At 74.0% G+C, this 26,361-nt stretch carries 16 protein-coding genes and 1 riboswitch; of the genes, 4 read left to right on the forward strand and 12 right to left on the reverse strand.

Features of this window, described 5'->3' with window-relative positions:
• Positions 1 to 10: 10 nt before the first annotated feature.
• The 3 genes from ACQPYD_RS31330 to ACQPYD_RS31340 form a co-directional block, all read right to left on the reverse strand.
• Entirely contained in the window at positions 11 to 433 is a 423-nt protein-coding gene (locus ACQPYD_RS31330) for a hypothetical protein (RefSeq protein WP_433698971.1), read from the reverse strand.
• A 324-nt stretch (positions 434 to 757) separates the two neighbouring features.
• The gene (gene putP, locus ACQPYD_RS31335; RefSeq protein WP_433702189.1) at positions 758 to 2,326 is read right to left on the reverse strand and encodes a sodium/proline symporter PutP; all 1,569 of its coding nucleotides are present in this window, start codon (positions 2,324 to 2,326) and stop codon (positions 758 to 760) included.
• Between the two features lie 289 nt (positions 2,327 to 2,615).
• On the reverse strand, positions 2,616 to 3,344 hold the full coding sequence (locus tag ACQPYD_RS31340) for a FadR/GntR family transcriptional regulator (RefSeq protein ID WP_433698972.1): 729 nt from the start codon (positions 3,342 to 3,344) through the stop codon (positions 2,616 to 2,618).
• A 247-nt stretch (positions 3,345 to 3,591) separates the two neighbouring features.
• Between ACQPYD_RS31340 and ACQPYD_RS31345 the strand changes: the two genes are divergently transcribed.
• Positions 3,592 to 5,532, forward strand: coding sequence for a S1 family peptidase (locus tag ACQPYD_RS31345; protein ID WP_433698973.1), 1,941 nt, complete (start codon positions 3,592 to 3,594; stop codon positions 5,530 to 5,532).
• A gap of 286 nt (positions 5,533 to 5,818) precedes the next feature.
• Positions 5,819 to 9,700, forward strand: coding sequence for an FxSxx-COOH system tetratricopeptide repeat protein (gene fxsT / locus ACQPYD_RS31350; protein ID WP_433698974.1), 3,882 nt, complete (start codon positions 5,819 to 5,821; stop codon positions 9,698 to 9,700).
• Positions 9,701 to 9,734: 34 nt separating this feature from the next.
• On the opposite strand, the gene ACQPYD_RS31355 is transcribed toward fxsT, so the two are convergent.
• The gene (locus ACQPYD_RS31355; RefSeq protein ID WP_355010738.1) at positions 9,735 to 9,950 is read right to left on the reverse strand and encodes a DUF397 domain-containing protein; all 216 of its coding nucleotides are present in this window, start codon (positions 9,948 to 9,950) and stop codon (positions 9,735 to 9,737) included.
• Positions 9,951 to 10,093: 143 nt separating this feature from the next.
• Here ACQPYD_RS31355 and ACQPYD_RS31360 point away from each other — a divergent pair, with 143 nt between their 5' ends.
• Positions 10,094 to 10,414 (forward strand): CU044_2847 family protein, encoded by a 321-nt coding sequence (locus ACQPYD_RS31360; RefSeq protein WP_433698975.1) that lies wholly within the window; start codon positions 10,094 to 10,096, stop codon positions 10,412 to 10,414.
• 161 nt (positions 10,415 to 10,575) lie between these two features.
• Here ACQPYD_RS31360 and ACQPYD_RS31365 read toward each other — a convergent pair whose 3' ends face one another.
• From ACQPYD_RS31365 to ACQPYD_RS31385, 5 genes are all read right to left on the reverse strand, one after another.
• Positions 10,576 to 11,658, reverse strand: coding sequence for a ribonucleotide-diphosphate reductase subunit beta (locus ACQPYD_RS31365; RefSeq protein WP_433698976.1), 1,083 nt, complete (start codon positions 11,656 to 11,658; stop codon positions 10,576 to 10,578).
• A gap of 135 nt (positions 11,659 to 11,793) precedes the next feature.
• Entirely contained in the window at positions 11,794 to 14,331 is a 2,538-nt protein-coding gene (locus tag ACQPYD_RS31370; protein ID WP_433698977.1) for a ribonucleoside-diphosphate reductase subunit alpha, read from the reverse strand.
• 157 nt (positions 14,332 to 14,488) lie between these two features.
• Positions 14,489 to 14,679: riboswitch (cobalamin riboswitch) on the reverse strand.
• 446 nt (positions 14,680 to 15,125) lie between these two features.
• Positions 15,126 to 15,698, reverse strand: a complete 573-nt coding sequence (locus ACQPYD_RS31375) for a hypothetical protein (RefSeq protein WP_267947147.1) — start codon at positions 15,696 to 15,698, stop codon at positions 15,126 to 15,128.
• Between the two features lie 27 nt (positions 15,699 to 15,725).
• A complete protein-coding gene (locus ACQPYD_RS31380; protein ID WP_433698978.1) occupies positions 15,726 to 17,396 on the reverse strand; it encodes an NYN domain-containing protein in 1,671 nt (556 codons plus the stop codon).
• A gap of 198 nt (positions 17,397 to 17,594) precedes the next feature.
• A complete protein-coding gene (locus ACQPYD_RS31385) occupies positions 17,595 to 20,393 on the reverse strand; it encodes a sigma-70 family RNA polymerase sigma factor (protein WP_433698979.1) in 2,799 nt (932 codons plus the stop codon).
• Between the two features lie 273 nt (positions 20,394 to 20,666).
• Here ACQPYD_RS31385 and ACQPYD_RS31390 point away from each other — a divergent pair, with 273 nt between their 5' ends.
• Positions 20,667 to 21,410: a hypothetical protein gene (locus tag ACQPYD_RS31390; protein WP_433698980.1), complete on the forward strand. Its 744-nt coding sequence runs from the start codon at positions 20,667 to 20,669 to the stop codon at positions 21,408 to 21,410.
• A 280-nt stretch (positions 21,411 to 21,690) separates the two neighbouring features.
• Here ACQPYD_RS31390 and ACQPYD_RS31395 read toward each other — a convergent pair whose 3' ends face one another.
• From ACQPYD_RS31395 to eccD, 3 genes are all read right to left on the reverse strand, one after another.
• A complete protein-coding gene (locus ACQPYD_RS31395) occupies positions 21,691 to 22,854 on the reverse strand; it encodes a hypothetical protein (protein WP_433698981.1) in 1,164 nt (387 codons plus the stop codon).
• 1,224 nt (positions 22,855 to 24,078) lie between these two features.
• Complete coding sequence (locus tag ACQPYD_RS31400; protein ID WP_433698982.1) at positions 24,079 to 25,017, reverse strand: ATPase; 939 nt, start codon at positions 25,015 to 25,017, stop codon at positions 24,079 to 24,081.
• A 10-nt stretch (positions 25,018 to 25,027) separates the two neighbouring features.
• A complete protein-coding gene (gene eccD / locus ACQPYD_RS31405) occupies positions 25,028 to 26,353 on the reverse strand; it encodes a type VII secretion integral membrane protein EccD (protein ID WP_433698983.1) in 1,326 nt (441 codons plus the stop codon).
• Between the last annotated feature and the right edge of the window lie 8 nt (positions 26,354 to 26,361).

Consider the following 26,361-nt stretch of genomic DNA (forward strand, 5'->3'; position numbering starts at 1 on the left):
CCCGTGCCGATCACACCGGTGCGCACTCCTCGTCCCCGTCGAAGACGGTGCACTCGAAGTCGCCGGTGTCGACCTCCACGCGGTACGCCGTGGAGGTCGGCCACACCTCTTCGCTCCTCACCCAGCCCGTGCCGCCGTTCGGACGGACCGGCAGCAGCACCTGGAGCCGCTCGCCCTCGTTGCGCTGGACGGGGAACGCCCGCTCCACCCCGAAGCCGTTCGGACTCGTGAGGGTGTGCAACATCTCACCGCCACCGGGCCCGGCGTGGACATCGGCCCCGTCGCCGAGGACCGTCGCGATCTCCACACCCTCGACGCCGTTGCCGGCGGTGTCGACGGGCGCCTCCTCCGACGCCGGTTCGTCGGCCGGGCGGGTCCCTGCGCGGGGACGGCCGGCGACCGGGCACGCGACCCGTGCACGCGCAGGAGGCACAGGGCCAGGGCGCTCGGAGAGGGCCCGCCGCACACGGGCGCCGGCACCGTCTCCCAGGGGGCGGGGCGTTGTGGCCCACGCAGATTCCGTTACCGGGGTCCGGCCGGGGCCAGCCTCCCGCATCAGCTGATCGGTGTTGCGATCAACCTTGTCCGTATCGATGCCCGTCTGACCAGCACGCCCCGGGCCCGCACTCGTACCGGTCACTTCGCAGCGCTTCGCCCCGCCGAGCAGGTACTCGACGGGGCGAAGTGGTCAGGGCCCGGAATCAACCGACAGCGTCCGGGAGCGGTGCGGGCCCGTGCCCCCGGCGCGGACGGGGGGTCAGACCCCGGCGGCCTCCTCGGCCCCGGGGCCGGTCCCGGTCGCGCGGAGTTCGGCCTCGACCCGGTCGAAGTCCTCCTCCATCTGCGTGCTGACCTTCGCCAGCCCGTTGAACACGAAGATCGCGACGAGGCTGAGGGCGACGGCGGGAACCATCGCGTACAGGCCGGTGCCGAGGTAGGCGGTGTCGACGACGTCCCAGAGGATCGCGGTGACGCCGCCCGCGACCATCCCCGCGAGCGCCCCGGCCCAGGTCATCCTCTTCCAGAACACGGAGAGCACGAGGATCGGTCCGAAGCCGGCGCCGAAACCGGCCCACGCGTAGCCGACCAGGTCCATCACCGACTGGTTGCCCCACAGCGCGATCGCCGCGGCGGCCAGGGCGACGACCACGACGGTGACGCGGCTGATCCACAGCAGCGCCCTCGGGTCGGCGTCCCTGTTCACGAAGGCCTTGTAGCCGTCCTCGGTGAGCGCGGACGCCGCGACCAGCAGCTGCGAGTCGGCCGTGCTCATGACGGCGGCGAGGATGGCGGCGAGCAGGAGCCCGGCGACCAGCGGGTGGCTCAGCGACTCGATGAGGAGCGGGAAGACCTGTTCGGGGTTGCCGAGGGGGGTGTCGAAGTAGGCGATGCCGATGAAGCCGATCACCACGGCCATGGCCATGGCGCTGACCGCCCAGGTGACGCTGATGACGGCGGCCTTCGGGATGTCCGCCACCGACCGGATGCCCATGTAGCGGGAGAGGATGTGGGGCTGTCCGAAGTAGCCCAGGCCCCAGGCGAGGCCGGAGAGGATGACGACCCAGCCGAGGGTCTCCGTCGGGGCCCACCGGCCGAGGTCGGCGTCGAGGGAGACCCCGCCGACGGCGGACAGGAGGCCGTCGCTCCTGGCGGACACGCCTTCGGCCAGGCCGCCGAAACCGCCGAGCGCGGTGACCGCCAGGACGGGGACGACCAGCAGCGCCAGCCACATCATCGCGGCCTGCACGACGTCGGTGTAGGAGACAGCGAGGAAGCCGCCGAGGACGGTGTAGAGCACCACGATGCCGACGCCGATGGCGATGGCGGGGGCCGGGGAGAGGCCGAAGACCTGGTCGAACAGGGCCGCCATGGCGACCAGGCCGGAGGCGACGTAGAAGAAGTAGAAGACGATGATGAGGATCGCCGAGACCCCGCGCAGCAGGCGGGTGGGGTCGTTGAAGCGGTTCTCCAGGAACGAGGACAGTGTCAGCGAGTCGGAGTCGCCGCCCGCACGGGCGTCGGTCACCCGCTCCGTGTACACCCGGAGCCGTGGGGCGAGGAGGACCCAGCTCCCCGCGAAACCGCAGGCCAGGCCCACGGCGATCCACGCCTCCCCCAGGCCCGAGACGTAGATGGCGCCCGGCAGGCCGAGCAGCAGCCATCCGCTGAAGTCGCTGGCGTTGGCGCTCAGGGCGGCCACCCAGCTGTTGAGCTGGCGGCCCCCGAGCACGAAGTCGGACTGCGAGACGGTCCGCTTGTAGGCCCAGAGGCCGATGGCGACCATGCCGGCGAGGTAGACCGCGAAGGTTCCGATCGACCAGAGCATCGATTCGCTCAAGACCGGCTCCTCCCTTCCCTTGCGCGCGCAACTGATGCCCTTACGCGCTGTTTACGGACATTGCTCGCGATCACTACCCCTTGTTCCACGGGTCACAACGGTTGTGCGGTGAACCACACCGCTTCGAGACCGCGCCGAGTCCTCGGGGGGCGCCGTTTGTCCGCGCGGCCATGCGTGAGGCCCGCCGTTTGTCCGATCGGACAGGAGGAGCGCGATCGGCCGTGGGACAGAGGGGCCGCCCGGGGCCCCGCGGGGGTCCGGGGCCGCCCCGGCGGGTTCAGCCGAACCGCGTGCGGAGCCCCGCCTCCACGGCGGCGAGGTGCTCGCCCAGGGCGCGCCGGGCCGCCCCCGGGTCGCGGGCGCGGACGGCGCGCGCGATCTCCCCGTGCTGGGCGTTGCTGAGCGCGATCCCCTCCTCCGTGGGCGGGGCCGTGTCCATGAGCCCGTTGACCCGCATCCGCACGTCCGTCAGGACGGCGGTGAGCTCCTCGGAACCGGTCAGGCGGGCCAGGGTGACGTGCAGGACGGTGTCGAGGCGGCGGTAGGCGGCCCGGTCGGCCCGCTCCGCGGCGGCGAGGCCGACCGACAGCAGGCGCTCCTGCTCGGCGGTCAGGCCGGTCTCGGCGAGCCGGACCACGACCCCGGTCTCCACCGCCCGGCGGAGGGCGAGCAGGTCGTCCAGCCCGGCGCCCGTGGCCGCGAGGCCGCGCAGGGCCTGGCCGGGCGTGGGGCGGGGCGGGACACCGCGGACGAACGTTCCGCCGCTGCGCCCCCTGCGCGCCTCGACGTACCCCCGGTCCTGGAGCAGGCGCAGGGCCTCGCGCAGGGTGACGCGGCCGACGCCCAGCCTGGCCGCGAGGTCGCGCTCGGCGGGGAAGCGGGCTCCGGCGGGGACCACGCCGAGCCGGATCGCGCACAGCAGCCGGTCGACGGTGGCCTCCAGGGCTCTGCCCGACGGCACCGGGCGGAAGACCGCCTCGGCCGCGGGATCGGTGGGAGGGTCCACACGGTCAGCTTAGGCTCGCCCCCGGCCCTCCAGGGTCCGCGACCGCCGGGGCGGCGCCGCCCGCTCTCCGGCAGCCGTGCCGGGTCCGGCCCGCGCCCCTGCTCGCGGGACGCGTCCCCGCGGGCGGGCGTCCGCGTGTCCGGGCCGCCGGCGGGGGCCGGCGCCGGGCCTTCGCCCCCTGGTTCACAGTCGCCCCTCGGGGGAACTGTTCCGTGCACAACGGAATTCGAGAGAGGTCCCCCCGACAGTGGACACCCCCCTTTCACCCCGCGGCCTCCAGCCGAACGAACCGGCCTGGCAGATGCGGGTGCTCTACGAGGACGAGCCCGTGGGCGGCGCCGTCCTGCTGTCCCCCGGCCTGCTGGTGACGTGCGCGCACGTCGTCAACACGGCGCTCGGCCGCGGCGGGGACCCGGAGGACCACCCGGGAGCGGGCGCCGCGGTGCGCCTGCGCTCGTTCGACGGGCGGGTGTGGGAGGCGGAGGTCGCGACCGACCTGTGGGCGGCGGGGCCGCAGAGCCGCGACCTGGCCCTGCTGCGCCTGACCGGCCCGGGGCTGCCGGACACCGACTTCCCGGTGCTCAGCGGCTGCGGGGACCTGGAGCCGGGGCAGGCCCTGTACACGACGGGCTACCCGGCGGGCATGCGGTCGCTCCAGGCCTCGGTGACCTACCACGGCAGGGGCGGACCCAACGGCGTCACGCACCAGGTCGAGACGCCTCCCTCGCGGTCGTCCCTGATCACCGGCGGGTTCAGCGGGTGCGCCGTCCGGACCGAGACCGGTGAGCTGGTGGGGCTCGTGCAGATGAACCACCACTACGAGTGGGGGGACCCCGGCGAGCCCTCGGGAATCGCCTTCATCCTGCCCGTGGAGGAGATCGCGGGGGAGCGGGCCGGGGGCGAGACCGTCTCGGCCCGGCGCCTCGCGGACGAGTCGCTGTGCGGGAGGCGGACCTACGACCGCCTGCACGACCTCCTGGACTCGATCCCCCTGGAGGCGGTCCCGCCGGAGAGGCTGCTGGAGCCCCGGGAGATGCGCCGGGTCAGGCAGCAGGGGGCCGCCACCACCGCCTGGCGGGTCCTCACCGCGCTGTGGGACCTGGTGCCGGGGGCGGGGAGACCGCCGTTACGGGTGGCCTGGGTCCACCACGTCTACCGGGAGGTCTCTCCTCACCGGCCGGTCCCGCCGATGGTCTGGCAGTGGATCCGGGACGAGGCCTCCGTCCTGGGCCGCGAGTGGGCGGAGGTCCTGGCCGCCGACCGGGGCGAGCGCCTGCGCGAGCCCGGGGAGCCCTCCCCCGCGGAACGCCCCTCCCCCGAGCCCGCCCCCGACGAGCCCGACACGATGGTGTTCTTCGACCTGGAGCCGGTGACCGGCGGCTTCAAGCTCTCGCACGGCTTCGCCCGGCGGGGCGAGGCGGACGGCCGGCCGCTGCACCAGGACACGAGGCTGGTCAGCGAGCCGGAGATCTGCGACGAGATCGGCGACCTCATGAGCGACGTGGTCATGCGCAGGCTGGTCACCCCGAACGAGGAGTCCCTGCGGCTGCGCGTCTTCCTCCCGAGGAACCTGCTGTACCTGCGCCTGGGGCAGGCCACCGGCACCAGCGAGGTGCAGTTCCCCTCCCGGCTGGCGTCCAGGTACGAGATCGTCTACCACGTACGCGAGCGGCACGTGGACCCGAGCTACCTGGGGACCCCTCCCGGCCGGTGGCTCCTGCGCTCGCGGAAGCAGCGGGAGGAGGCCCTGGTGGGGGACCGCAACGTCCTCCTCACATGGGAGAAGAAGGTGAGCGAGGTCGCGGACGCCCTGTCGAGGTCGCACCTGACCGTCTGCGCCGTGGACTCCGAGACCGACGACGCCGAACACGTCTACGACTCCGCCGTCAACATGGGCGTCCCCACCATCGTCAAGGGCCCCAAGAAGGCCGTCTTCGACTTCGTGAACGAGCTGCTCGAACGGGAGCCCCGGTCCCGGGCGAGGATCACCGCCCTCCCCAGGCTCCTCCGCAACAAGTCGCAGGACTACCCCGACTTCCGCGACGTCTCCCTGTTCCAGGACGACTACGGGGACGTGCTCGCGCGGGCCGTCCTCGACGGGGGCTCGGCGCTCCCCCGGGCGGGAGGGGGCGGGACGGGCGCGGTGCCGTCCCCGCGGGCGGCGGCCTCCCGTGACGTGCCGGACTGACCGACCCGGGGAGGGCCGCCGTGCCGACCATTCCACTCCATCCTTTATGCCCGTGCCGTTCGGCCGAAATCGTCTGTAAGCGGAGGCGGTACCGACCCGTGAACCCTCCCGAACACGCACATCGGGGGTCCGTTCCGATTTCCCGGGCGATCGGGACGCGCCGCACGGCACCGCCCCCGACGGCGGCGTGGCAGAATCGGGGGAAGGACATTTCCAGGAGGAGTTCAGAAGAGGGGCCCGCCGACCCCTCCTTTGAAGTTCCCCACAAGGGGAAAAAGACGACATAATGGACGATTTGTCCCACAGGTACCAGAACGCACTCAGCACTCTGACAGGTGGCTCGTCCCGCCCGGTCGTTCTCGTCGACTCGTCCCCCCTCATGGAGCTGCACCGCGACAGCGTGGCCGCGCTGGTCGAGGGCGCCGGGCGGGCCGGGTGCACGGTCGTCCGCTTCCACCCCGGCAACCCCACGCACACCAGGGGCGAACACGATCCACCGTGGCCCCTGGAGTCCCACCTCCCCCCGGACGCCGCCGTCGCCGTCGTCGTCACCGACACGCAGGACCGCGGGTGGCGCGGCCCGAGGCTGCGCTCCTGGGCCGCCTCCCTCGCCTCCCGCCTGCCGACCGTCCTCCTCCACCTCCTGGACCGCTCCGTCTGGTCCGGGGGGCCGCTCGCGCCCGGGCCGATGCGCATGATTGGACCGTCCCCCGTCCCGCCCTCCTCCTGGGAGTTCACGGGGGCGGCGGCCGGCGCCGGGGACGGCGGCCTCCCCGCGGACGCCGCCGTGCTCCCCGTCCTGGAGTTCGGCCCGGACGCCCTCACCGCGTGGAGCGCGGCCGTGGGCGGCGGCCCCGGCCCCTGGGAGGCCGACGCGGCCGTGCTCCCGGCCGACGGCGCCCGTCCCCCCGGCTCCGCCCCCTGGGACCCCGATCCCGTGTCGCGCTTCCTCTCCCACGCCTCGCGCGGAGCGCGCGACCTCGCCGTGCGGCTGGCCCAGGCCCCGGTCAACCTCAGGGTGGCCGAGCTGATCCAGAGCAACATCCCGCACGCGCCCCGCGACCCGCGCGCGGCCGTCACCGAGATCGCCGAGGTGTTCGGCAGCGAGCTGATGGACCCGGCCGTGCCCCTGGGCGACCTCGACGACCCCGCCGCCGCGGCCCTGGAGTTCCTTCCGGGGGTCCGCAGGGAGCTCCTGGGCGGATTCGGCGACCTCAGCGTGATGCGGTCGGTGTTCTACTCCCTCGGGATCGAGTTCAAGGACGCGGCCAGGCTCTACCAGTGGCTGTCCCGGATCGAGACCGGCGCCCCCCAGGACCCCCCGATCGACGGCGAGGAGGACCTCGCCCGCGCCGTGCTGCCCGCGCTCTCCGAGATGCCGGGCGAGTACCGCAGGCTCGCGGACCAGCTCCGCGTCGCCCTGGGGGAGGAGCCCGCCCGCGAGTCCGCTCCGACGGGCGCCCCGGCGGCCCGCCGCACGCCCCCGGACGGGACGCGCCCCCCCGGCGGCCCCGCCCCCCGGCCCGGGGACGCGCCCCGCCCGCAGACCACCGCCCCCCGAGAGGAACCGAGCCCGACCGTGACCGACCCCCACACCCCCGCGACGGAGTCCGCCGGCTCGGAGCCCCTGGCCCTGGGCAGTTCGAGGCTGCGCCGTTCGCGGCAGAAGCCGCTCGCCAAGCTCCGCGGCGTCCCGCCGCACAACCTGAACTTCACCGGGCGGGAGAAGATCCTCGAGCACGTCCACGACCTGTTGGAGGACTCCGTCGGCGGGGTCTACCTGCTGGCAGGCGGCGGCGGCATCGGCAAGACCCAGATCGCCACCGAGTACGTGCACCGGCACCGGGACGAGTACGACCTGATCTGGTGGTTCGCCGCCAACAGCGCCTCGGACGTCCAGCAGTCCTACCTGCGCCTGGCCCGGTACCTGGGCCTCGGCGACGACACCGGGAACCTGGAGCAGGTCGCCCAGCAGGTACGGGAGGTCCTGGAGGGCGACGCCGGGGTGGGGCGCTGGCTCCTCGTCTTCGACGACGTCTCCGAGCTCGACCAGCTGGGGGAGGAGGTCCTCCCCTCCAACGGCCCCGGGGACGTCATCATCACCTCCCGCGACCAGAGCTGGATCCCCAGCGGGCGCAGCGAGGGCTCGATCGTCCCCACCCTGAGCGCGCGGGAGAGCGTCGCCCTGCTCCGCAAGGTCTGCCCCCACGGCCTGGAGGACGACGCGACGGCCCTGCGCATCGCCGAGCGGCTGGAGCACCTCCCCCTCGCGCTCGCGCAGGTCGGCGCCTACCTGCGCGACTCCCTGATGAGCGTGGAGGAGTTCCTCCACCTGCTCCAGGACAAGTTCGACGAACTCGTCACCCACGTGGAGCCGGAGGACCTGTACCCCCTGCCCCTGGCGGCGGCCTGGAACATGCAGCTCGACGACCTCCGGCGCGGCACGGGGCCCGACCGCGCCCTCAAGCGGATGGTCAGGGAGTTCGTCCAGCTCTGCTCGTTCTTCGCCCCGCGCTCCCTCTCGCGCACACTGTTCCACCGCGCCCGCGGGCTGAGCCCCAACCCGGACCTGTCACAGCTCCTCGGCAACGAGATGGTCCTGACGAGGGTCCTGCGCTACGTGAGCAGGCACAGCCTCGCCGAGTTCGACCGGACCAACCACACGTTCCAGCTGCACGTCACCTTCCAGACCGTCGTGCAGAGCACCCTCGGCGACGAGGAGCGGGTGCGCTACCGCGACCTGGCCCACCGGCTGCTGGCGCAGAGCGACCCCCTCGGCCCCGAGCTCCCGCAGAACTGGCCCGAGTACCAGCTGCTGTACACCCACGTGGACGCCTCCGAGGCGTGGCGCAGCCACGACCCGCAGGTCCGCGGCCTGGTGGGCAACGTGATCGTCTACCTGGTGGAGACCGGGAACGGCGACGCCGCGCTCGCCCTGGCGGACCGGGCCATCGAGGCCTGGTACGACGACACCGCGCAGAGGTTCCAGATCCAGCTGCTGCGCACCAGGATCCTCCGGATCCGCGGCGACAACGAGATCGCCCTCGCCGAGGCGGAGCGGATGTACGCGGAGCAGGCCCAGCTGGAGGGCCCGGAGAGCGAGGAGGCCCTGGAGGCCCACCGGGCGCGGGCCATCGCGCTCAGCAACCTCGGGCACTACGCCAGGGCCCTGGCCATGTTCGAGGACATCCACCGGACGAGGACCATGCTCTTCGCCGAGGACGACGAGAACACCCTGGTCATCGCCCACGACATCGGCGGCTGCCTGCGCCGCCTCGGCCGCTTCCGGCAGGCCCTGGAGCTGGACCGGCGCACCCTCGAACAGCGCAAGTACGTGTTCGGGCCGGACGGCATCCCGACGCTGCGGACGCGGTTGTCGATCGGCCTCGGCCTCATGGCCCTGGGCTACCTGGAGGAGGCCCGGGAGACGCTGGTGGACTGCCGGAGGCGCTTCGAGGTCACCGAGGCCAACGCCAGCACCCACACCTCGGAGATACCGGTCTTCCTCTCCGTCATCCACCGCCGGCTCGGCGACCACATCCTGGCACTGGAGCTGACCGAGCAGGCGCGCGAGGTCAACGTCGCGCGCTACGGGCCGCACGCCCCGCCGACGCTGCACCTCAACAGCATCCACATGGTGAACCTGGCCTTCGCCAACCGCCTGGAGGAGGCCCGCCGGCTGGTCGAGGACCTCCTGGTGCACATGGACGACAGGTTCCCCTCACGCCACCTCTTCCCCTGGGCCTCCAGGGCCAACGCGGCGATCGTGTTCCGCGTGCTGGGCGAGTACGAGCGGGCGCACGAGCTGGACCGCACCGCCATGGCGGAGATCCGCGAGCGCTTCCCCGACGCGGACGTCACCCTCACCGCCGTCGAGGTCAACCTGGGCAACGACCTGTTCGCCCTGGGGAGGCTCAAGGAGGCCCGCGCCCAGGACGCCGCGAGCGTGGAGCTGTGCCGGGAGACCCTGGGGGAGCACCACGTCTTCCTGACCACGGCCCGGCGCAACCTGCTGATCAGCCGGCGGGCGCTGGGCGAGGACGTCGGGGAGGAGTGGGAGGCCCTGCGCGAGCACTACGCCTCGCGGTTCGGGCCCGAGCACCGCTTCGTGGCCACGATGGCGTCCTTCACCCGGCTGGACACCGACATCTTCCCCGTCCGGGACTGAGGAGGGGGCGGCCCCGGCACACGTCCGGGGCCGCTCAGCGCACGGACGAGACCAGGGACAGCCACTCGCGGGACCGGAACCGCAGGACGTCCCCGCCGGGGCGGTGGGAGTCGCGGAGGCACACGCGGCCCGGTTCCCCCAGTGAGGCCTCGCAGCAGTCGGCGCCGGGTCCCGACCTCGACGACTTGCGCCATCCGGTGCCGTCACGCCCGTCCCGCCAGGTGGCGCTTGCGTCGTTTCGCCCGGTCATAACTGGTACGTCCCACCGTTTCCTCCGCGCGGACGGCAGCGGAATATTATCGTTGCCGGACATCTCCTCCTATTTTACTTTCTGTGGACATCAAGAGGAATGGCAAGCCCCTTCGGAGAATGCGTGAGGCCAATGTGAACAAAGTGATCGATTTCGTCACCGACGACGGCACCGTGATCAGCATCGAGTCCGCCCCCGTCCGCAAGGAGGGGGCCGCCCCCGTCTCACGGGCCCCGGGAAAGGCCACCGGGGACAAAAGGCTCGACTCCGTCCTGCTCCGCATCAGGAAGATCGCCGAGGCCGTGTCGGCGCAACTGGAGGAGCTCTCCTCCTCCTCGCTGGCGCCCTCGGAGACGGAGGTCGAATTCGGCGTGACCGTGAGCGCCGAGGCGGACGTCGTGGTGGTCAAGGGGACCGGCGAGGCCACCTTCAACGTCCGGATGACCTGGACCGCCAAGGGCTGAGGGCCGGGTCCCGGCGCCTCCGGCCGGCCCCGGGACACACCCCCCACACGCGAAAGCGGCCCGGATCGCGCGCCTCGATCCGGGCCGCCCCGGGGGGAGGCCGTGTCCGCCTCCCGGGGGGAGAGCCCCGTCCGGCCCGCCTCACGCGGGCCGGGACACCGTCAGTCCCAGTCCAGGCCGCCGCCGGTCTGGTACTCGATGACGCGGGTCTCGAAGAAGTTCTTCTCCTTCTGGAGGTCCATCATCTCGCTCATCCACGGGAACGGGTTCTCCGTCTCGCCGAAGATGGGGGCCAGGCCGATCTGCTCGGCACGGCGGTCGGTGATGAAGTGCATGTACTTCTCGCACAGCTCCGAGTTGAGGCCGAGCACGCCGCGCGGCATGGTCTCGCGGCCGTACGCCACCTCCAGCTCGCACGCCTCCGCCAGCATCCGCCGGACCTCGCCCTGGAACTCCTCGCTCCACAGGTGCGGGTTCTCGATCTTGATCTGGTTGATCACGTCGATGCCGAAGTTCAGGTGGATCGACTCGTCGCGCAGGATGTACTGGTACTGCTCCGCGATGCCGATCATCTTGTTGCGGCGGCCCAGCGACAGGATCTGCGCGAAGCCGGTGTAGAACCACATGCCCTCGAAGATCACGTAGAACGCCACCAGGTCGCGCAGGAACGCCTGGTCGGCCTCCGGCGTGCCGGTGCGGAACTCCGGGTTCTCCAGGTTCTGGGTGTACTTGAGCGCCCAGGCGTCCTTCGCCGTGATCGACGGGACCTCCCGGTACATGTTGAAGAGCTCGCCCTCGTCCAGGCCCAGGCTCTCGCAGATGTACTGGAAGGTGTGGGTGTGCACCGCCTCCTCGAAGGCCTGGCGCAGCAGGTACTGGCGGCACTCCGGGTTGGTGAGCTGGCGGTACACGGCCAGGACGATGTTGTTGGCCACCAGCGACTCGGCGGTCGCGAAGAAGCCGAGGTTGCGCTTGAGCATCAGGCGCTCGTCCTCGGTCAGCCCGTCCTTGGACTTCCACAGCGCGATGTCGGCCTGCATGGCGACCTCGGTGGGCATCCAGTGGTTGTTGCAGCCCGCGAGGTACTTCTCCCACGCCCACGTGTACTTGAGCGGGAGCAGCTGGTTGACGTCGGCGCGGGCGTTGATCATCGCCTTGTCGTCGACGTTGACGCGCTCGGCGTCGCGCTCGATCTCACCGAGGCCGCTGGTGGCGCTGGCGTTGTTCTCGGAGACTGCGGTCATGCTGGGGTTCTTCCGTTCTCCGGCCGGGCCGGAAAGTCGTTGTCGTGAGCGGGACGCGGAGTCGCCGCGGGCACGGTCCGGCGGGACGGCCGGACCGGCCCGGGGCCGCCGGCGGGCGGCCCCGGGCCCCACGCCCTACTGGCAGGCCTCGCACTCGGGGTCGTCGATGGAGCAGGCCTGGCCGTCGACGATCTCGAACTCGTCCTCGACCTCGGTGTTCACGGCGGCGGGCGCCGCGACCGGCTCGGGGACGGGTGCGGGGGCGGGCGCCGGGGCGCTCGGGGTCGCGGCGACCGAGTTGAGGCGGCCGTCGGTGCCCTTGAGCGTGCTCTTCTCCACGTGCGTGGCGCTCTGCGAACGCAGGTAGTAGGTGGTCTTGAGACCGGAGCGCCACGCGCGGCGGTACAGGGTGTCGAGCTTCCTGCCGCTCGGGGCCGCCATGTACAGGTTCAGGGACTGGGCCTGGTCGATCCACTTCTGGCGGCGCGATCCCGCGTCCACCAGCCACTCGGGGTCGACCTCGAACGCGGTCGCGTACAGCGCCTTGAGGTCGTCCGGGACGCGGTCGATGGCGCCGAGGCTGCCGTCGTGCATCTTCAGCGCCGAGACCATGTCGTCGTCCCACAGGCCGCGCGCCTTGAGGTCCCGGATCAGGTACGGGTTGACGACGGTGAAGTCGCCGGACATGTTCGACTTGACGTACAGGTTCCGGTAGAGCGGCTCGATCGACTGGCCGACACCGGTGATGTTGGCGATGGTCGCGGTGGGCGCGATCGCCATCACGTTGGAGTTGCGCATCCCGGTGGACCGCACGCGCTCGCGCAGCGAGTCCCAGTCGAGGGTCTCGCCCCGGTCCATGTCCAGGTCGCCGCCGCGGGAGTCGGCGAGGAGCCGCAGCGAGTCGATCGGCAGGACGCCCCGGCTCCACAGCGAGCCCTCGAAGGACTCGTAGGCGCCGCGCTCGGCGGCCAGCTCCATGGACGCCTCGATGGCGTAGTAGCTGATCAGCTCCATGCTCTCGTCGGCGAACGTCACCGCGCCCTCGGAGGCGAACGGGGTGCGCAGCTTGAACAGGGCGTCCTGGAAACCCATCAGGCCGAGGCCCACGGGGCGGTGGCGCATGTTCGCGCGGCGCGCCTCGGGGATCGTGTAGAAGTTCACGTCGATGACGTTGTCGAGCATGCGCACGGCGGTGCGGACGGTGCGGCGCAGGCGCTCGGCGTCCAGGCCGTCGGGGCCCACGTGCTGGGCCAGGTTGACCGAGCCCAGGTTGCAGACGGCGACCTCGTCGGCGCTGGTGTTCAGCGTGATCTCGGTGCACAGGTTGGAGGAGTGCACGACGCCGACGTGCTGCTGCGGCGAGCGCAGGTTGGACGGGTCCTTGAAGGTGATCCAGGGGTGCCCGGTCTCGAACAGCATGGTCAGCATGCGACGCCAGAGGTCGACCGCGGGGATCTTCTTGGCGACCTTGATCCGGCCCTCCTCCGCGGCGGCCTCGTACTTCTCGTAGGCCTCGGCGAAGTCGGTGCCGTACTTGTCGTGCAGGTCGGGGACCTCGTCCGGCGAGAACAGGGTCCAGCTGCCGCCCTGCTCCACACGCTGCATGAACAGGTCCGGAACCCAGTTCGCGGTGTTCATGTCGTGGGTGCGGCGGCGGTCGTCGCCGGTGTTCTTGCGGAGGTCGAGGAACTCCTCGATGTCGATGTGCCAGGTCTCCAGGTAGGCGCACACGGCGCCCTTGCGCTTGCCGCCCTGGTTGACCGCGACGGCGGTGTCGTTGGCGATCTTCAGGAACGGGACGACGCCCTGGCTCTTGCCGTTGGTGCCGCGGATGTGCGAGCCGAGGCCGCGCACCGGGGTCCAGTCGTTGCCGAGCCCGCCCGAGTACTTGGACAGCATCGCGTTGTTGCTGATGCCGTGGAAGATGGCCTGGAGGTCGTCGCCGACGGTGGTGAGGAAGCAGGAGGACAGCTGCGCGCGCACCGTGCCGGCGTTGAACAGGGTGGGCGTGGAGGCCATGAAGTCGAACGAGGACAGCAGCTCGTAGAACTCGATGGCGCGGGCCTCGCGGTCGTCCTCGTTGAGGGCCAGCCCCATGGCGACGCGCATGAAGAACGCCTGCGGCAGCTCGTAGCGGACCTCGTCGCTGTGCAGGAAGTAGCGGTCGTAGAGGGTCTGGATGCCGAGGAAGGTGAACTGCTCGTCGCGCTCGGGGCGCAGGGCGGCGCCCAGGCGCTCCAGGTCGAACCCGGCGAGCGCCGGGTCGAGCTGGCCCAGGTCGATGCCGCGGCCGACGTAGGCGGCCAGGTAGGCGGCGTAGCGCTCGCCCATCTCGGACTGCCCTGCGGCGTCGGGGGCGCCGCTGATGAAGGTGAGGGCCTCGCGGCGCAGCTTGTCCAGCAGCAGGCGGGCGGCCACGAACGAGTAGTCCGGGTCGACCTCCACGAAGCTGCGGGCGGCCATGACCAGGGCGAGCTCGACCTCGGCGTCGGGGATGCCGGGGTAGAAGCCGCGGCGGGCCTCGGTGAGGACCTTCTCCGCCGAAACACCGGTGAGCCTCGCACAGGCCTCGGTCACGACGTGCTCGATCCGGTCGACGGCGGCGGGGGGCGCGCCCTCGTTGGTCGGCTCGGGCCGAACGGATACGGGCACGGCCTCGACGTCAAGGGTCATACAGCGGCTCCAACCTCGGTAGAAGAGTCCCGGCGGGGAGGGGACACGATGGGCAAGGTGCGCGGCACGCACCGGGGGACCGACGCACCGGGTGCGTGCGGTCGTCCGACCGGTGGGTCGCGGCGGCTCACCCTCGAAGCCCCGTCGTCGGCGCACGCTCACGTGCGCACCGGTGGCAGGTCTTCGGGCTCGTGGGCGGCCTACGCACCGTCGCTTCCCGGGGCCTTCGGGGGTCCCCAGTGCCTGTGACGGCTTCGTTCCCACATACCGCTGCGGGGCAGCCCCGGCTTCGCACCGGGTTCCCTCTTGCCTCACCCCGAGGGGTGAACCACCAGCGGGACAGATACTACATCTAGGGGGCCGTGCGTTGGAACACCGCAAGATGATGGCGTGTCATCGATTTCTCGGATTCTTCGACGATCGTCGAACACACGCGTGGGCCGTGGTATGAGAGGGCCTCGGGCACCCGGTTCAGGGGGATGTCGCGCCTCGTCTGGGCAGCTGGGAGGCGACCGGACACAGCCTAGATCGTCGCCGGGGCTCCCCGGGACCGGCAGCACCTCCCGAGGGGCGGCCGAACGCCCGGAACGCCGCTTCCGAGGCGGTTCGGACGGCGCCCGTCGGGCCGGTGCCGCTGACCACACGGCCGTGTCCGCGGCGGCCGGGCCCGGACCGGAGCGGTCGGGCGCAGATCAGCGCCTCCACCGCCCCGGGCGTGTCGGCGGCACGCCCGCACGTCGGAAAGCTCACTCCGCCGGGTCCGGGCCGGAGCGCCCCGGCCCGCACGGCCGGGGTCACTCCTCGTCGAGTCTGCGGTCCAGCCGGTCCTCGGACAGCCCCAGGTCGGTGCGGATGCGGAACCGGATGCGCAGGAGCTCCACCAGGAGGTCGCGGACGTAGGGCGAGGAGGCCCGGTCGAGGAACCGGTGCGCGCCGACCGTCGCCCACCGCTCGGCGCCCTCCAGGTCGTCGTGCGCGTACAGCGCCTCCGCCACGTGGATGAAGGTCTGGAGTCCGGGCGGATCCTCGCCCTCCAGGCGTTTGAGGTGGGCGTAGGCCTGGTCGACCTCGTCCAGTTGCAGGAGTGCCCCGGCGCTGAGCGCGCGGGCGTCGATCACCGTGGCCCCGCCGTCGTCGATCGCCCTCTGGTAGGCCGAGCAGGCGCGCTCGAACTCCTGGGCGATCTCCCACTGCTCCCCCGCGCGCACGAACAGCTCCGCGCGCGAGACCTCGCTCCCCGCGTCGACCCGGTTGGCCAGGTCCAGGAGTTGGGCGGCGACCCGTCCGTGCTCACCGGACCGGACAGCGTGGAATTCCCAACGGTCGAGTTCTGCCGTCGTCACGTGGGTCAACCGCATCGCCCCCATCCCCTACTCGCACTCCCGCGCGCCCTGTCAGGACCTGGCCCGCTCCAGGGCCTGCCAGAACCCCTGGCGCAGTCCGTCACGGACCTCGTCACGCAACAGGTGGTCGATCGGCAGCGAGGAGCCCTGGAGCAGGCGCGCCTCCAGGTCGGAGGGCATCCTGGGCCTGCGGGCGAGTACGGCCTCCACCCACAGGGCGGGCGCCTCGCGAGCGATCGACTCCGCGAAGTCGTTCCCTTCCTTGTGCGCGACATGCACCGCTTCGTCAACGGTATGCGCGGCGGGACGTGTCTGCTGTGGATATCCAGGACTGGGACGGGATTCCTGGTAGCCGCCGGCGCTGAACCGGCTGGCGGGTTCGGGACCAGTAGGTGGCGGCCCCCCGTAGGGGGAGGCTGCCCCACCGCGGTGAGCGGTGTCAGTTTCCGTACTGGTCCCATAGGTAGGGTTTGCGTCGGCCGCTCCCCCGAATCCGGAGCCGTCCCCGCCCCCGTAGCGCGGGTCCTGGCGCGGATCCTGCCGTGGGTCCTGGGGTGGGGCGCTTCTCGGAGGTGGCGCGTGGCCGGGTTGGCCGTCCGACGCGAACGAGCGCTGCGGCCCCGTCCCAGCGAAGGACTGCTGGGGTCCCGTGCCGTTGAAGGAGGGCTGCGATCCGGTCATCGGCCCCGACCCGGAGGCCGGCCTCGCGGGCATGCCGTAGCCGCTCGGGTCCGCGCCGCGCATCGACGGGTGTCCGTCGGTGACGGGATAGCCCTGCTGCCCGTTGTGTGCGGGGTGCCCCCCGGTCACCGGGTGGCCGGGGTAGGAGCCGCCGCCCGTGCCGGGCGGGGTCTGCCCGCCGGACGGGAATCCGTTGGCGTCGATGCCGCCCGGCTGCTGGGCGCCGTCGCCCCCCGGTCCGACGAGGTGGTCCCCGCCGCGCTGCTGCGCGAGGGACCTCCGCATGGCGCGCAGCTGGTCCATGGCGCTGCCCTGGGGGGCGGGCTGGCCCCCGGTCCCCGCGAACATCGCCTCCAGGCCGCCGCTGGAGGATCCCACCGGGTCGACCCGGGCGCCGCCGGGCTGGGCCGCGACGGGCTGCCGCTGCGTCTCGGGCGCGGAACGGGACCGGCCGTTGGCGAACGGCGTCGTGGTCTTGGCCGCGGTCTCCTGGGAGGAGCCGCTGCTGGTGAGGAGGTTGACGTGCGGGCGCAGGTGGCCCGCCCCGATCTCGATGAGGTCGTCGCACTCCCGGCGCAGGGCCCGGGAGATGGTCCAGTTGCCCTCGACGGACACGTGCACGACGGTGACGCGCACGCCCATGTCCTGGACGTCGGCGACGACGGAAGCCATGTCCTCGTCACCGCTGACCAGGACGGCGTCGCACAGGACGCCGGTGCGTGCCAGCGTGGTGATGTCGCGCTGGACATAGCTCTCCACGCCCTCGCGGCGGCCGGGCCGTATCCTCGCGGCACGGAACTTGACGCCGGGGATGTCGGCGATGCCGTCCTGCTCCTGGGAGCGCCGGTCGTCGGCGACGGCCTCGTACCAGTAGCAACGCAGCAGCGGAAGACCGGTGCGGTCCCGTGCGACCTCGTTGAGGAACTGGACGAGTCCGGAGTAGTCCCAGGAGACGGAGTCCCGGTTGCGGGTTCCGTGCACGGCCATCGCGCCGTCCGCGAGAAGGTATCCCGCGTCAACGAACAACGCGCAGCGGTCCACGTGACACCGCCCCCTTCCCTTTTGACTCTGGGGCCATATCCATGACCGGGGCACAGCCTAGCCAAGTCTGTCTGGTTTTGCGTGCCCTCTTTGAATACGGAAAGTTATGGACCCACTACACACAGGCGGGATCCCGTTGGGGGGCGGGCTTTTCCGGCCGCCCGGGCCTGCCGGGAAACCCGTCGCGAATACCGGACTTCAGGTACGCATCGGGGCGGTCAGCGCCACGACGCCGACCAGTACCGCGTCCTGTTCGGTGAGGATTCGGATATCCGTTTCCCGGCCGAGTACTGGGTCGAATCGTACGACGTCGGTACCGAAGGTGAAGGGGTCCCCCACGGCCCCGCGCGCGGAACTCGCGAAGGCGTTGTCCTCCTCCCCGTGCCCGCCGCTCGGGGCGACCGCGCGGCCGTCCACCGTCACCCGGTCCCCCCGCAGGTCGGCGTCGCCCTCCCAGGCCACCACGTCCACGTGGGAGGGCACCGCGGCGGGGAGCAGGCCCGACACCGGGAACGACATCCCCGTGGGGCTCCGGAAGACCGCCCCGGTGTCGTCGAGCACCATCGCCTGGTTGTAGGAGCCGATGCCCGGGTCCTCCAGGACCACCACCAGGCTCCACCCGGCGTAGACGCCCCGGCCCTCCCGGGCCGGCACGTCGCCCACCCACCACTCGCCGCCGCCCTGGGCCCTCACGAGGTCGGTGACCTCGGCGAACGCCTGGTAGGCGGGGTACCCGGGCAGGTCCGCGACCTTCGTGTCGGTGGCGGCCACGGTCCGGTAGGACGTCATGCCCGGCCCCCGGACCCGGGCCGTGGGGGCGTCGGGGGCGCCCGCGGCCGAGAAGTACAGCCCCGCCCAGCGGACCGCGCCGCCCTCGGGGAGCTCCCAGGTCGCGGCGCTCGCCGAGGTGGCGGCGTCCGGATCGCCCTCGAGGGGGGCCATCACCCAGTTGTCGTTGTCGCGGTGCTCCCCCTGCCTCAGGCGCGCGTCGGCACAGGGGCCGTCCGGCGCCTCCGGCCCGGCCCCGGAGGACGGGTCCGGACCGGGTTCCGGGGCGGGCGCGGGGCCGCCGTCCGCGTCCTCCGGGTCGGGGTCCCGCTCCGGGGCCGGGTCCCGCTCCGGGTCCGTGGGCGACACGCCGTCCGGCAGGGCGCCGGCTCCGTCAGGGGCGCCGCCGTCCCCTCCCTCCGCATCGTCCCCGGGGGTCTCCTCTTCCTCCGGGGAGGCCTCCGTGCCGGGCTCAGCGGGCAGCGGCCCCCGCGGTGCGCGGGCCAGGTCCGCGTCGGCCTCCGGACCGGTGCGCCCGTCGGCGCCCGGGGTTCCCCCTGTCCCGGGGCCGGCGCCGGGGACGCCGGGGTTCCCGGGCCGCCAGGGCCACGGCCACGGCCAGTGCCCCCCGTGGTCCCGCTCCGGCTCCACGCAGGTCATCAGCGCGTTGCCGACGCTCTCGGTCCGTACCCGGCCGGCCGTCGCGTAGCGCGCGGCCACCCCCTCGGAGGAGACCCCGCGCTCGCCGGTCGCACTGGCGGCCACGCCTCCGGAGGACACCGTCACGGACGCGGGCACGCCGACGTCGGCCCCGGCGTCCACGCGCACGTCCAGGAACTGGGTGCTGTTCTGCCCGGACGCCATCCGCGGGTGCGCGCAGCGGCCGCCGCCGCTGCCCGACGAGCAGCTCCAGTCGCCGTTCCCGGTCGCCATGGGGACGGAGCTGCCGGCGCCGCCGGAGGAGACCATCTCGACCCCCGGCGGCAGCGTGATCACCGCGATGACGTCCTCGACCGTGGACGCGCCGATGTTGCGGACGTCCAGGACCACGATCCCCTCGCTGCCCGGGAGGAGCGCGCCGACGGGATCGATGCCCGCCGCGAACAGCGGTTCGGGGGCGTCCTCGACCACCTCCTCCTCGGGGACGTCCGCCGGGGGCACGGCCGGCTCCGCCGGGGCCTCCGGGGGCGCGGGCCGGTCAGGGGCCGCCGGCTCCCCCGGTGCGGCGGGGGGCGGGGCGTCCGCGGGCGGGGCGGCGGGCGGCGGGCCCGGAGGCGTGTCGGGGGCGGCCGGGTCCCCCGGCGCGGGCGCGGGAACGGGTTCCTCCTGCGGGGCCGCCACCGGGGGCGGGTCCGCGGGACCCATCGGAGCCTCCCCGCCGGTCAGGGCGAGCGCGACCGCGACCGCCATGCCCGCGGCGGCGGCGCCGCCGGCCGCCGCCTGCTGCTGGCGGCGCGACATCCGGCCCCACCAGGCTCCCGTGGCCGCGCCGCCCGGGGTGAGGGCGAGGTAGCCCGCCGCCCCGGAGCCGACCACCAGCGGGAGGACGACCCCGCGCAGGCCGACGTTGACGTCCATCAGCTCCGCGTACACCTCACGGCAGTCCGCGCAGCCGTCCATGTGCGTGTCGACCTTGGCGGTGTCCCGTTTGGAGAGGCCGCCCCGGACGTAGCCGCCGAGGAGCCCCAGGGTCGGGCGGCACGCCTCCGCGGCCGCGCCGCCGGCCAGGTGCATCTGGAGGTAGGCCTGCCGGAGCCCCTCCCGGGCCCGGTAGGCGAGGGCGGCGACCCCGTTCGGGTTCATGCCGAGCAGGGGCGCGGCCTCGGCCGGCTTGGTGCCCTCGATCTCGGTGTGCCAGAGGACGGCCTGCCACCGCTCCGGAAGGGAGAGGAAGGCGCGGGCGATCAGTGATCTCTCCAGCCCCTCCAGCGCCGGGTCCACGAACGGCTGGCCCGGGACGAGGCTCTCCATGTCGTCCGTGACGACCTGGCGCTTCTCCCCCCGACCCCGGTCGTACGCGGCGTTGCGCACCGCGGTGAGCAGGTAGGGACGGAAGGAGTCCTCGGGGCCCTTGCCCCTCCGGATGACGCTGAGCACCCGGGTGAACGCCTCGGCGACGGCGTCCTCCGCCTCCGCCTCCCCGCGCAACAGCTGCCTGGCCAGTCCGCGCGCCGACGCCGCGTGCCGCTCGTACAGAGTCGCGTAGGCGGCGGTGTCGCCGCCACGCACCCGCCTGATGATCTCAGCGTCACCGACGAGTGTCCCTGTGTGATTTCTGTCGGCGTCGGACACCGAACGTCCTCTCATCTGATCCCGCCACAATCCAGGAAGAACGCTGGTTCGTCGTCGGAAGAACACGTACTCGAAAAAAATATCCCGCATCCGCGTCATGGCCGCCACCGATCCCGGTAATCAGGGTGAGGGCGAGCGGCGGGGACCCGCCGCGGGGGCACGGGCCCCCGCCGCTCACCCGGGCGGACCGAGGATCAGGAGCGACACACCATGGGTGATGCCGAAACGGGAACCGGGACGTGGGACCGCGGCGTCGGCACCCGGCGCCTGCGCGCCCCGTGGGGGCGCCGGAGCCGGGAGGCGGGCTGGGAGCCGCCGGACGACTGGTGGACCCCCGCCGTCGACGCCGTGTGCGAGGCCTTCGCCACCGGGACGGACCTGGCCGGGCCGTGCGCCCGGCTGGGCGAGGCCCGCGCACGCTCCGGGGTGGGGATCGGTCAGAGCCTGGACGACCTCGCGGCGTTCACGGCGCTGGCGGGGTGGCGGAGCCCGCCGATCGAACTGGTGCGCGCCATGGCGGAGGGGTGGGCCGACGCGGGACGGGGACGGGAGACCTGCCAGGACCCGCTGACCGGTCTGGCCACCCAGGAGTACCTGCGGACCAGGCTCGGCGAGCTGTACCGGGGAGCGGACGGCGGCCCGGTCCCCGCCTCGGGCCACCGGCTGGCGGTCGTGTCCCTGGACCCCGGGATCGACCCGTGGCGACGCGCCGCCCGGCTGATCGTCCTCGGCTACGAGCTGTCCCGGTTCTTCACCCGGGGCGAGTCCGTGTGCCTGATCGGCCGGGGCCGGATCGGGGTCGTCGCGGCCGAGGCCGACGACCTGGACCCGCGGTTGGACGAGCTGCGCCGGGGCATCGGCTGGGAGCACGGCGCAGGCGTGTGGTCGGTGGCGCTGCCGCCCACGCACCGGGAGGCACTGGCGCTGGTCGAGGGCCTGGGGAGGCCCGGATGACCGGTTGACGCCGTCCAGGCGCCGTGCGGCCCCCGAGCGGAGGGCCCGGCGCCGGACGGTGGCCGGACGGGGCGCGGATTCGCCGAGGGGACGAACGCGACCGGCCGGCCGCCCGCCGGGCGAGGGTCCCGGGTTCCCCGGTACACGGGAGAGCCGGCCGGGACCGCCCGGCGGAAGGGGGAGCGCCGTGTTCCGGCGTCCCCGGGGGCGCGTCCGCAAGGGGAGGCGGACGCGCCCCCTCGTCGTGGGCGTCCGGCGCCGCGGGAGTCCGGCACCGTGCTCACCCGAGGTTGAGGCGTCCCCCCGTCGCACCGAAGACCGCGCGCTTCCAGGCGGACGCGGGAACGGGCCTCACGGCGGCGATCCGCTGCTCGAACCCACCGGGGACGGGGACGTGCCCGTCGCTCGCGGCCACGGCCGCCATCGCGGCCACCTCGGTCACCGTGGGCCCCACCGCGCCCGCCGTGCCCGCCGCCTCGATCCAGGACTCGAGGCCCGTGGGACCGGTCGCCGCGGGCTGCTCGGCCACGGCCGCCGGGCCCGGACGGGCCTCCTCCGGAAGGACGTCCGCGGGACGGGCCTCCGGCGGCCCCTCCGGTGCGGGGGCCTCGGCGACCGTGGACCACGCGGACCGTTCGGGCGTCGCGGGTTCGTGCGCCTGCTCGAACCCCGCCAGGCCCTCGAACCGCTCGGAGGGATCGGGGCGTTCGAGCGGTTCGGACCGCCAGCCCTCCGTGTAGGGGGCGGCCGGGATGTCCAGGAAGCCGGTCACCTCCAGGGGGCCGGCGGCCCCCGGGCGGACCTCGGTCACGGGGAACGGCGGAGCGGGGTCGAAGGACTCGGGGACGGCCGGGACCGCGGGAGCCGCCGGTTCCGCAGTCGGTGCCTGCACGGGGTCCGCCGCGGCGGATCCCCCACCGGCGCCCTCCGGAGCGCGGTCGGCGTCGGCCCCGCCTGCGGGGGCCGGCGCCGGGGCCGAGGGGCCCTCCGGGGCAGCGGAGGCGGGACCGTCGGCCCCTCCGGGGCCGTCGGTCCGCGCCGGGGCGGAGAAGGGTCCGTCCTCGCCGAGCAGGGAGGCGCCCCGGTACAGGAGGGGCGCCTCCGCGGGCACCGGGCCCGCGGGGGCGGGGGGCGCGTCGGAGGACGGCTCGGTCCGCGCCCCCGGACCGCTTTCCGGGGACGCCGTGTCGGGGCCGGAGGGGGGTGCGGCGGGCTCCTCGTCCTTCTCCTTGCGGGCGCGGCGGTCGGCTCCGAGGATGAGGAAGACGTCCGTCTCCTCCGCGTCGGGGTCGGTCCCCTCCGACTCCTCGCCGACGACGGTCGGCGGGTCGGCAGGGCGCGGCGGACCGACCTCGCGGGGCGCGCGGGAGCCTCCGGCGTCGGGACGGGGAGCCGGCGCCTCCGCGGGTTCCCGCGTGCCGAACCAGGCGCGGGCCGGGGGCACCTCCTGGCGGCCCCCGGGGGGTGCGTGCCGGGGCGGCTCCGGGGTCCGGGCAGGCGGGGCCTGGGCCGGAGCCGACGCGTGGTGCGCGGGACCGCCCGGGGCCGGACCCCGGTGGGGCTGCGGCCACATCGGCGGCTGGGGACCCGACGGCGAACGCTCCCGGGCCGGGGGCTGCGGACCCGACGGCGCTCCCGCTCCGGGATACGGCTGCTGGGGTCCCGACGGGGCCTGCGACCCGGGATACGGCCGCTGCGGACCCGAGGGCACCCCCGCACCGGGATACGGCCGCTGGGGTCCCGACGGGGCCTGCGACCCGGGATACGGCCGCTGCGGACCCGAGGGGGCCTGCGACCCGGGATACGGCCGCTGCGGACCCGAAGGAGCCTGCGACCCGGGATACGGCCGCTGCGGACCCGAAGGAGCCTGCGACCCGGGATACGGCCGCTGCGGACCCGACGGCGGACGCTCCACCGGACGCTGCGGACCCGAGGGCACCCCCGCACCGGGGTACGACTGCTGAGGACCCGACGGCGGCCGACCCATCGGCCGCTGGGGCCCGGACTGCGGGCGCACCGGCTGCCGGGGGCCGGACGGCGGCTGCTGCGGCCCCGGGGGCGGGCCCTCCCAGGGGCGCTGCGGACCGGAACCGGGCCCCGGAACCGCGTCGGGCCGCGGTCCGGGCCCCTGCGGGGGCGCGGGCGGCGGCTGCGCCGGAGGGGCGGGGATCGGGGCGCCCGACAGGAACGCCTCGGCCATCGAGTCCTGGGCGAAGGCCCGCGGCTGCTGCGGCGGCGGGGCCGGAGGGTCCTGCGGGCCGGAGGGGCCCGCCCACGGCGTCCGGTTGGGGCCGGTGGGCTCGTGGGGACGCGGCGCCTCCACCGCGTAGGGGGTCGGGGGGAACGGACCCGGCGGCGGGTACGCGCCTCCGTGCGGCGGGTCCTGTCCGGGTTCCTCGGGGAACCACGGAACGGGCCGGGGCGGCTGCGCGCCGCCACCACCCTGGTGTCCGGGCCCTGCCTGCGGCGGCTGCGCGCCGCCGCCCGCGGGCGCGTCCCCCCGGGAGGGGACGCCGTGCGGCGGGGCGTCCCGGTCGGGGTGGTGCGGCGGAGCGTCCGGGGGGCCGCCCGCTCCTTCGTGCGGTGCCGGACGCGGGTCGTCCCGGCCCGGATTCCCCCGGGGAGGGGTGTCCTGTCCGGGATCGGACCCGTGGTGCTGGTTCACGGCCTACTCCCCTTCCGTGCGTGCGCGGGCGGGCGCGGCCCCGTCGACGGCGCGGCCCAGGGCCTCGGCGGCGACGAGCTGGACCGCCCGGTGGGTGGCCTCGCCGATCAGCCGCGGGAGCACCGCAGCTCCCTGCGCGAGGTGCCGGTCGTGCGGCACGACCACCACGGCGGCGCCGCTCTCGGCGATGATCCGGGTCGTGCGCGCCACGTCGAACGCCGGGTCCTCGCGCCTGTGCTCGTCGAAGACGACCACCACGGTGCGCCCCACCTCGTCCGGCCCGGTCGCGGCCAGCGAGTCGAGTTCGCGTCCGACCCTCAGCGCGGACTCGCGCGTGGCCCGGACCACCCGCACCCGGGAGTGCGCGCCCGCGCCGACGGCCGCCGGGAAGGCGCCGTCGGCGCGGCCCGCCACGAGTGTCACCCCGAAGAACCGGGAGATCGGCAGGAGCCCCGAGGAGTAGGCGTCCGCCCGGTCCGGCGCGGCGCCCACCGTCCACAGGTTCTCGCCGACCTCGCCGAGGCTGGCGCACACCGACTCGAAGGTGGCGGGGTCGACCCCCTCCAGGTCTCCCGGCTCGCCCGCTCCCAGGCGGTCGGCCATGGACGGCGCCCGCCCGGTGGCGTCCACCGCCAGCACCCGGTCGTGGCGGAAGTGGGCCAGCGCGCGGGCGACGAGGGCGGTGACCACCGCCGCGTCCGCGCCCGTCCCGAGGTCGTCGACGAGGATGCGGCGCCCCGTCGAGGTGGCGCGCTGCAACCGCCGTCCCAGCTCGATGGCCTCCGCGATCTCGTCCACGGGACGGAACGGCCGCAGGACCGTGCGTCCGATCCTGCGCACCAGGCCGTCGGCGGGCACGGGCCGGGCCGCTCGCCCCGCGCCGGCCGCCGGAACGGGGGGCGCGGCGGGGATCCCCGCGAGGTGGGTCTGTGGAGCGTTCATCGTCCCCCGCTCAGAAGGTCGTGAGGAGTCGCTGGTAGGTGCCGAACGCGCCGATCGCCAGCGGCACCAGGACGACGACGGCGATCGCCTCGAACCTGCTCGTGACCCCGCGGAGCCTGGCGCGAACGTGCTCGGGCTGCTCGACGGACAGGACCACGGCCGGAATCGCCGCGACCGCGACCGCGATGCCCAGGGCGGGCCACACGCCCCACGGCACGGCGTCGGCCCACGCGAACAGGAAACTCACCAGTACCACCAGGCTCGCGCCGATGAGCGCCGACTTCTGGGCCACCAGGGGGAACAGCCGGGCGCGGCTGGCCACCACCAGCGCCAGGACCACCGACAGTCCGGCCGTCCACCAGTCGAAGCGGGTGGCCAGCCCGACGCCCGCCGTCGCCGTGGCCGCCGCGACCGAGACGGTGGCGATCACCAGGCTCCGGTGGGCCCCGGCCACCGAGGTGAGGACGTCGCCGCGCGCCACCGCGTCACCGGAGCTGCGCCGGTCGTCCAGCACGGCGAGCCCGGAGAACGTCAGCGCCAGCCGCAGGAGCAGGCTCAGCAGGACCACGCAGGCCACGGTCATGATCGCGGCGACCTGGTGGGCGGGCAGCCCGAACGCGGCCCCCGCCGACCACACGGCGGCCAGGGCCAGCCCGACCCCGCCGCCGGTCAGCCCGCCGCGGCCCAGGGAGGAGGTGAGTCCGAGCAGCAGGACCAGGCCCGCCAGCAGGGCGGCGGCGCCGCCCCAGCGGGCCCACTCGGGCCATCCGAACGCGTCGCAGGCCAGCCACAGGGCCAGGCCGCCGACCGCCGCGCCGCTGATCGCCAGCGCCGTGCCCAGGGGTTCGCGCCACGTGGGGCCTACCGCCGCGCCGACCGCGACGAGGAGGGCGGCGACCACAGCCAGCCCGGTGATGCCCCCGGCCCCGGAGAAGTACCCCTGGAGCACCCATCCCGCCCCGAGGGAGAGGACGACCAGCGCCAGCGTCGCGGTCCACCGGGCCGCCTCGGGGCTCCAGCGCCCCTGGTGGCCGTCCAGCGCCATGGACACCGCCTCGGGGACCTCGTGCACCACGGGCGCGGGCACCGGTTCCTCCGCCCGGACGAGCCGCAGCACCGCCCCGTCCGCGACCTGCCGGTCGGCGAGGGTGGTGTCGCCGTCCAGGACGATCCCGGAGGCGGTGACGAGGTGGCGCAGCTTCGCGGGGTTCTCCACCTGGTCGCCGAGGAGGTCGAGGACTTCCGGCATGAGCGCGCCCACCGGTTCGCCGGCGGGTAGGACGGCGTCGACCCTGCGCTCCTCACCGACGAGCGTCACCCGGCTCCAAGCGGTCATTGCCTTCC

This window comes from Nocardiopsis sp. CA-288880 (assembly GCF_050955985.1).
In the GTDB taxonomy this organism is placed as follows: domain Bacteria; phylum Actinomycetota; class Actinomycetes; order Streptosporangiales; family Streptosporangiaceae; genus Nocardiopsis; species Nocardiopsis tropica.

Coding starts and splice junctions, on each gene's coding strand:
- putP (WP_433702189.1), bottom strand. CDS start 2,326: ATGCTCTGGTCGATCGGAACCTTCGCGGTCTACCTCGCCGGCATGGTC.
- fxsT (WP_433698974.1), top strand. CDS start 5,819: ATGGACGATTTGTCCCACAGGTACCAGAACGCACTCAGCACTCTGACA.
- ACQPYD_RS31355 (WP_355010738.1), bottom strand. CDS start 9,950: ATGACCGGGCGAAACGACGCAAGCGCCACCTGGCGGGACGGGCGTGAC.
- ACQPYD_RS31365 (WP_433698976.1), bottom strand. CDS start 11,658: ATGACCGCAGTCTCCGAGAACAACGCCAGCGCCACCAGCGGCCTCGGT.
- ACQPYD_RS31370 (WP_433698977.1), bottom strand. CDS start 14,331: ATGACCCTTGACGTCGAGGCCGTGCCCGTATCCGTTCGGCCCGAGCCG.
- ACQPYD_RS31375 (WP_267947147.1), bottom strand. CDS start 15,698: ATGGGGGCGATGCGGTTGACCCACGTGACGACGGCAGAACTCGACCGT.
- ACQPYD_RS31390 (WP_433698980.1), top strand. CDS start 20,667: ATGGGTGATGCCGAAACGGGAACCGGGACGTGGGACCGCGGCGTCGGC.
- ACQPYD_RS31400 (WP_433698982.1), bottom strand. CDS start 25,017: ATGAACGCTCCACAGACCCACCTCGCGGGGATCCCCGCCGCGCCCCCC.
- eccD (WP_433698983.1), bottom strand. CDS start 26,353: ATGACCGCTTGGAGCCGGGTGACGCTCGTCGGTGAGGAGCGCAGGGTC.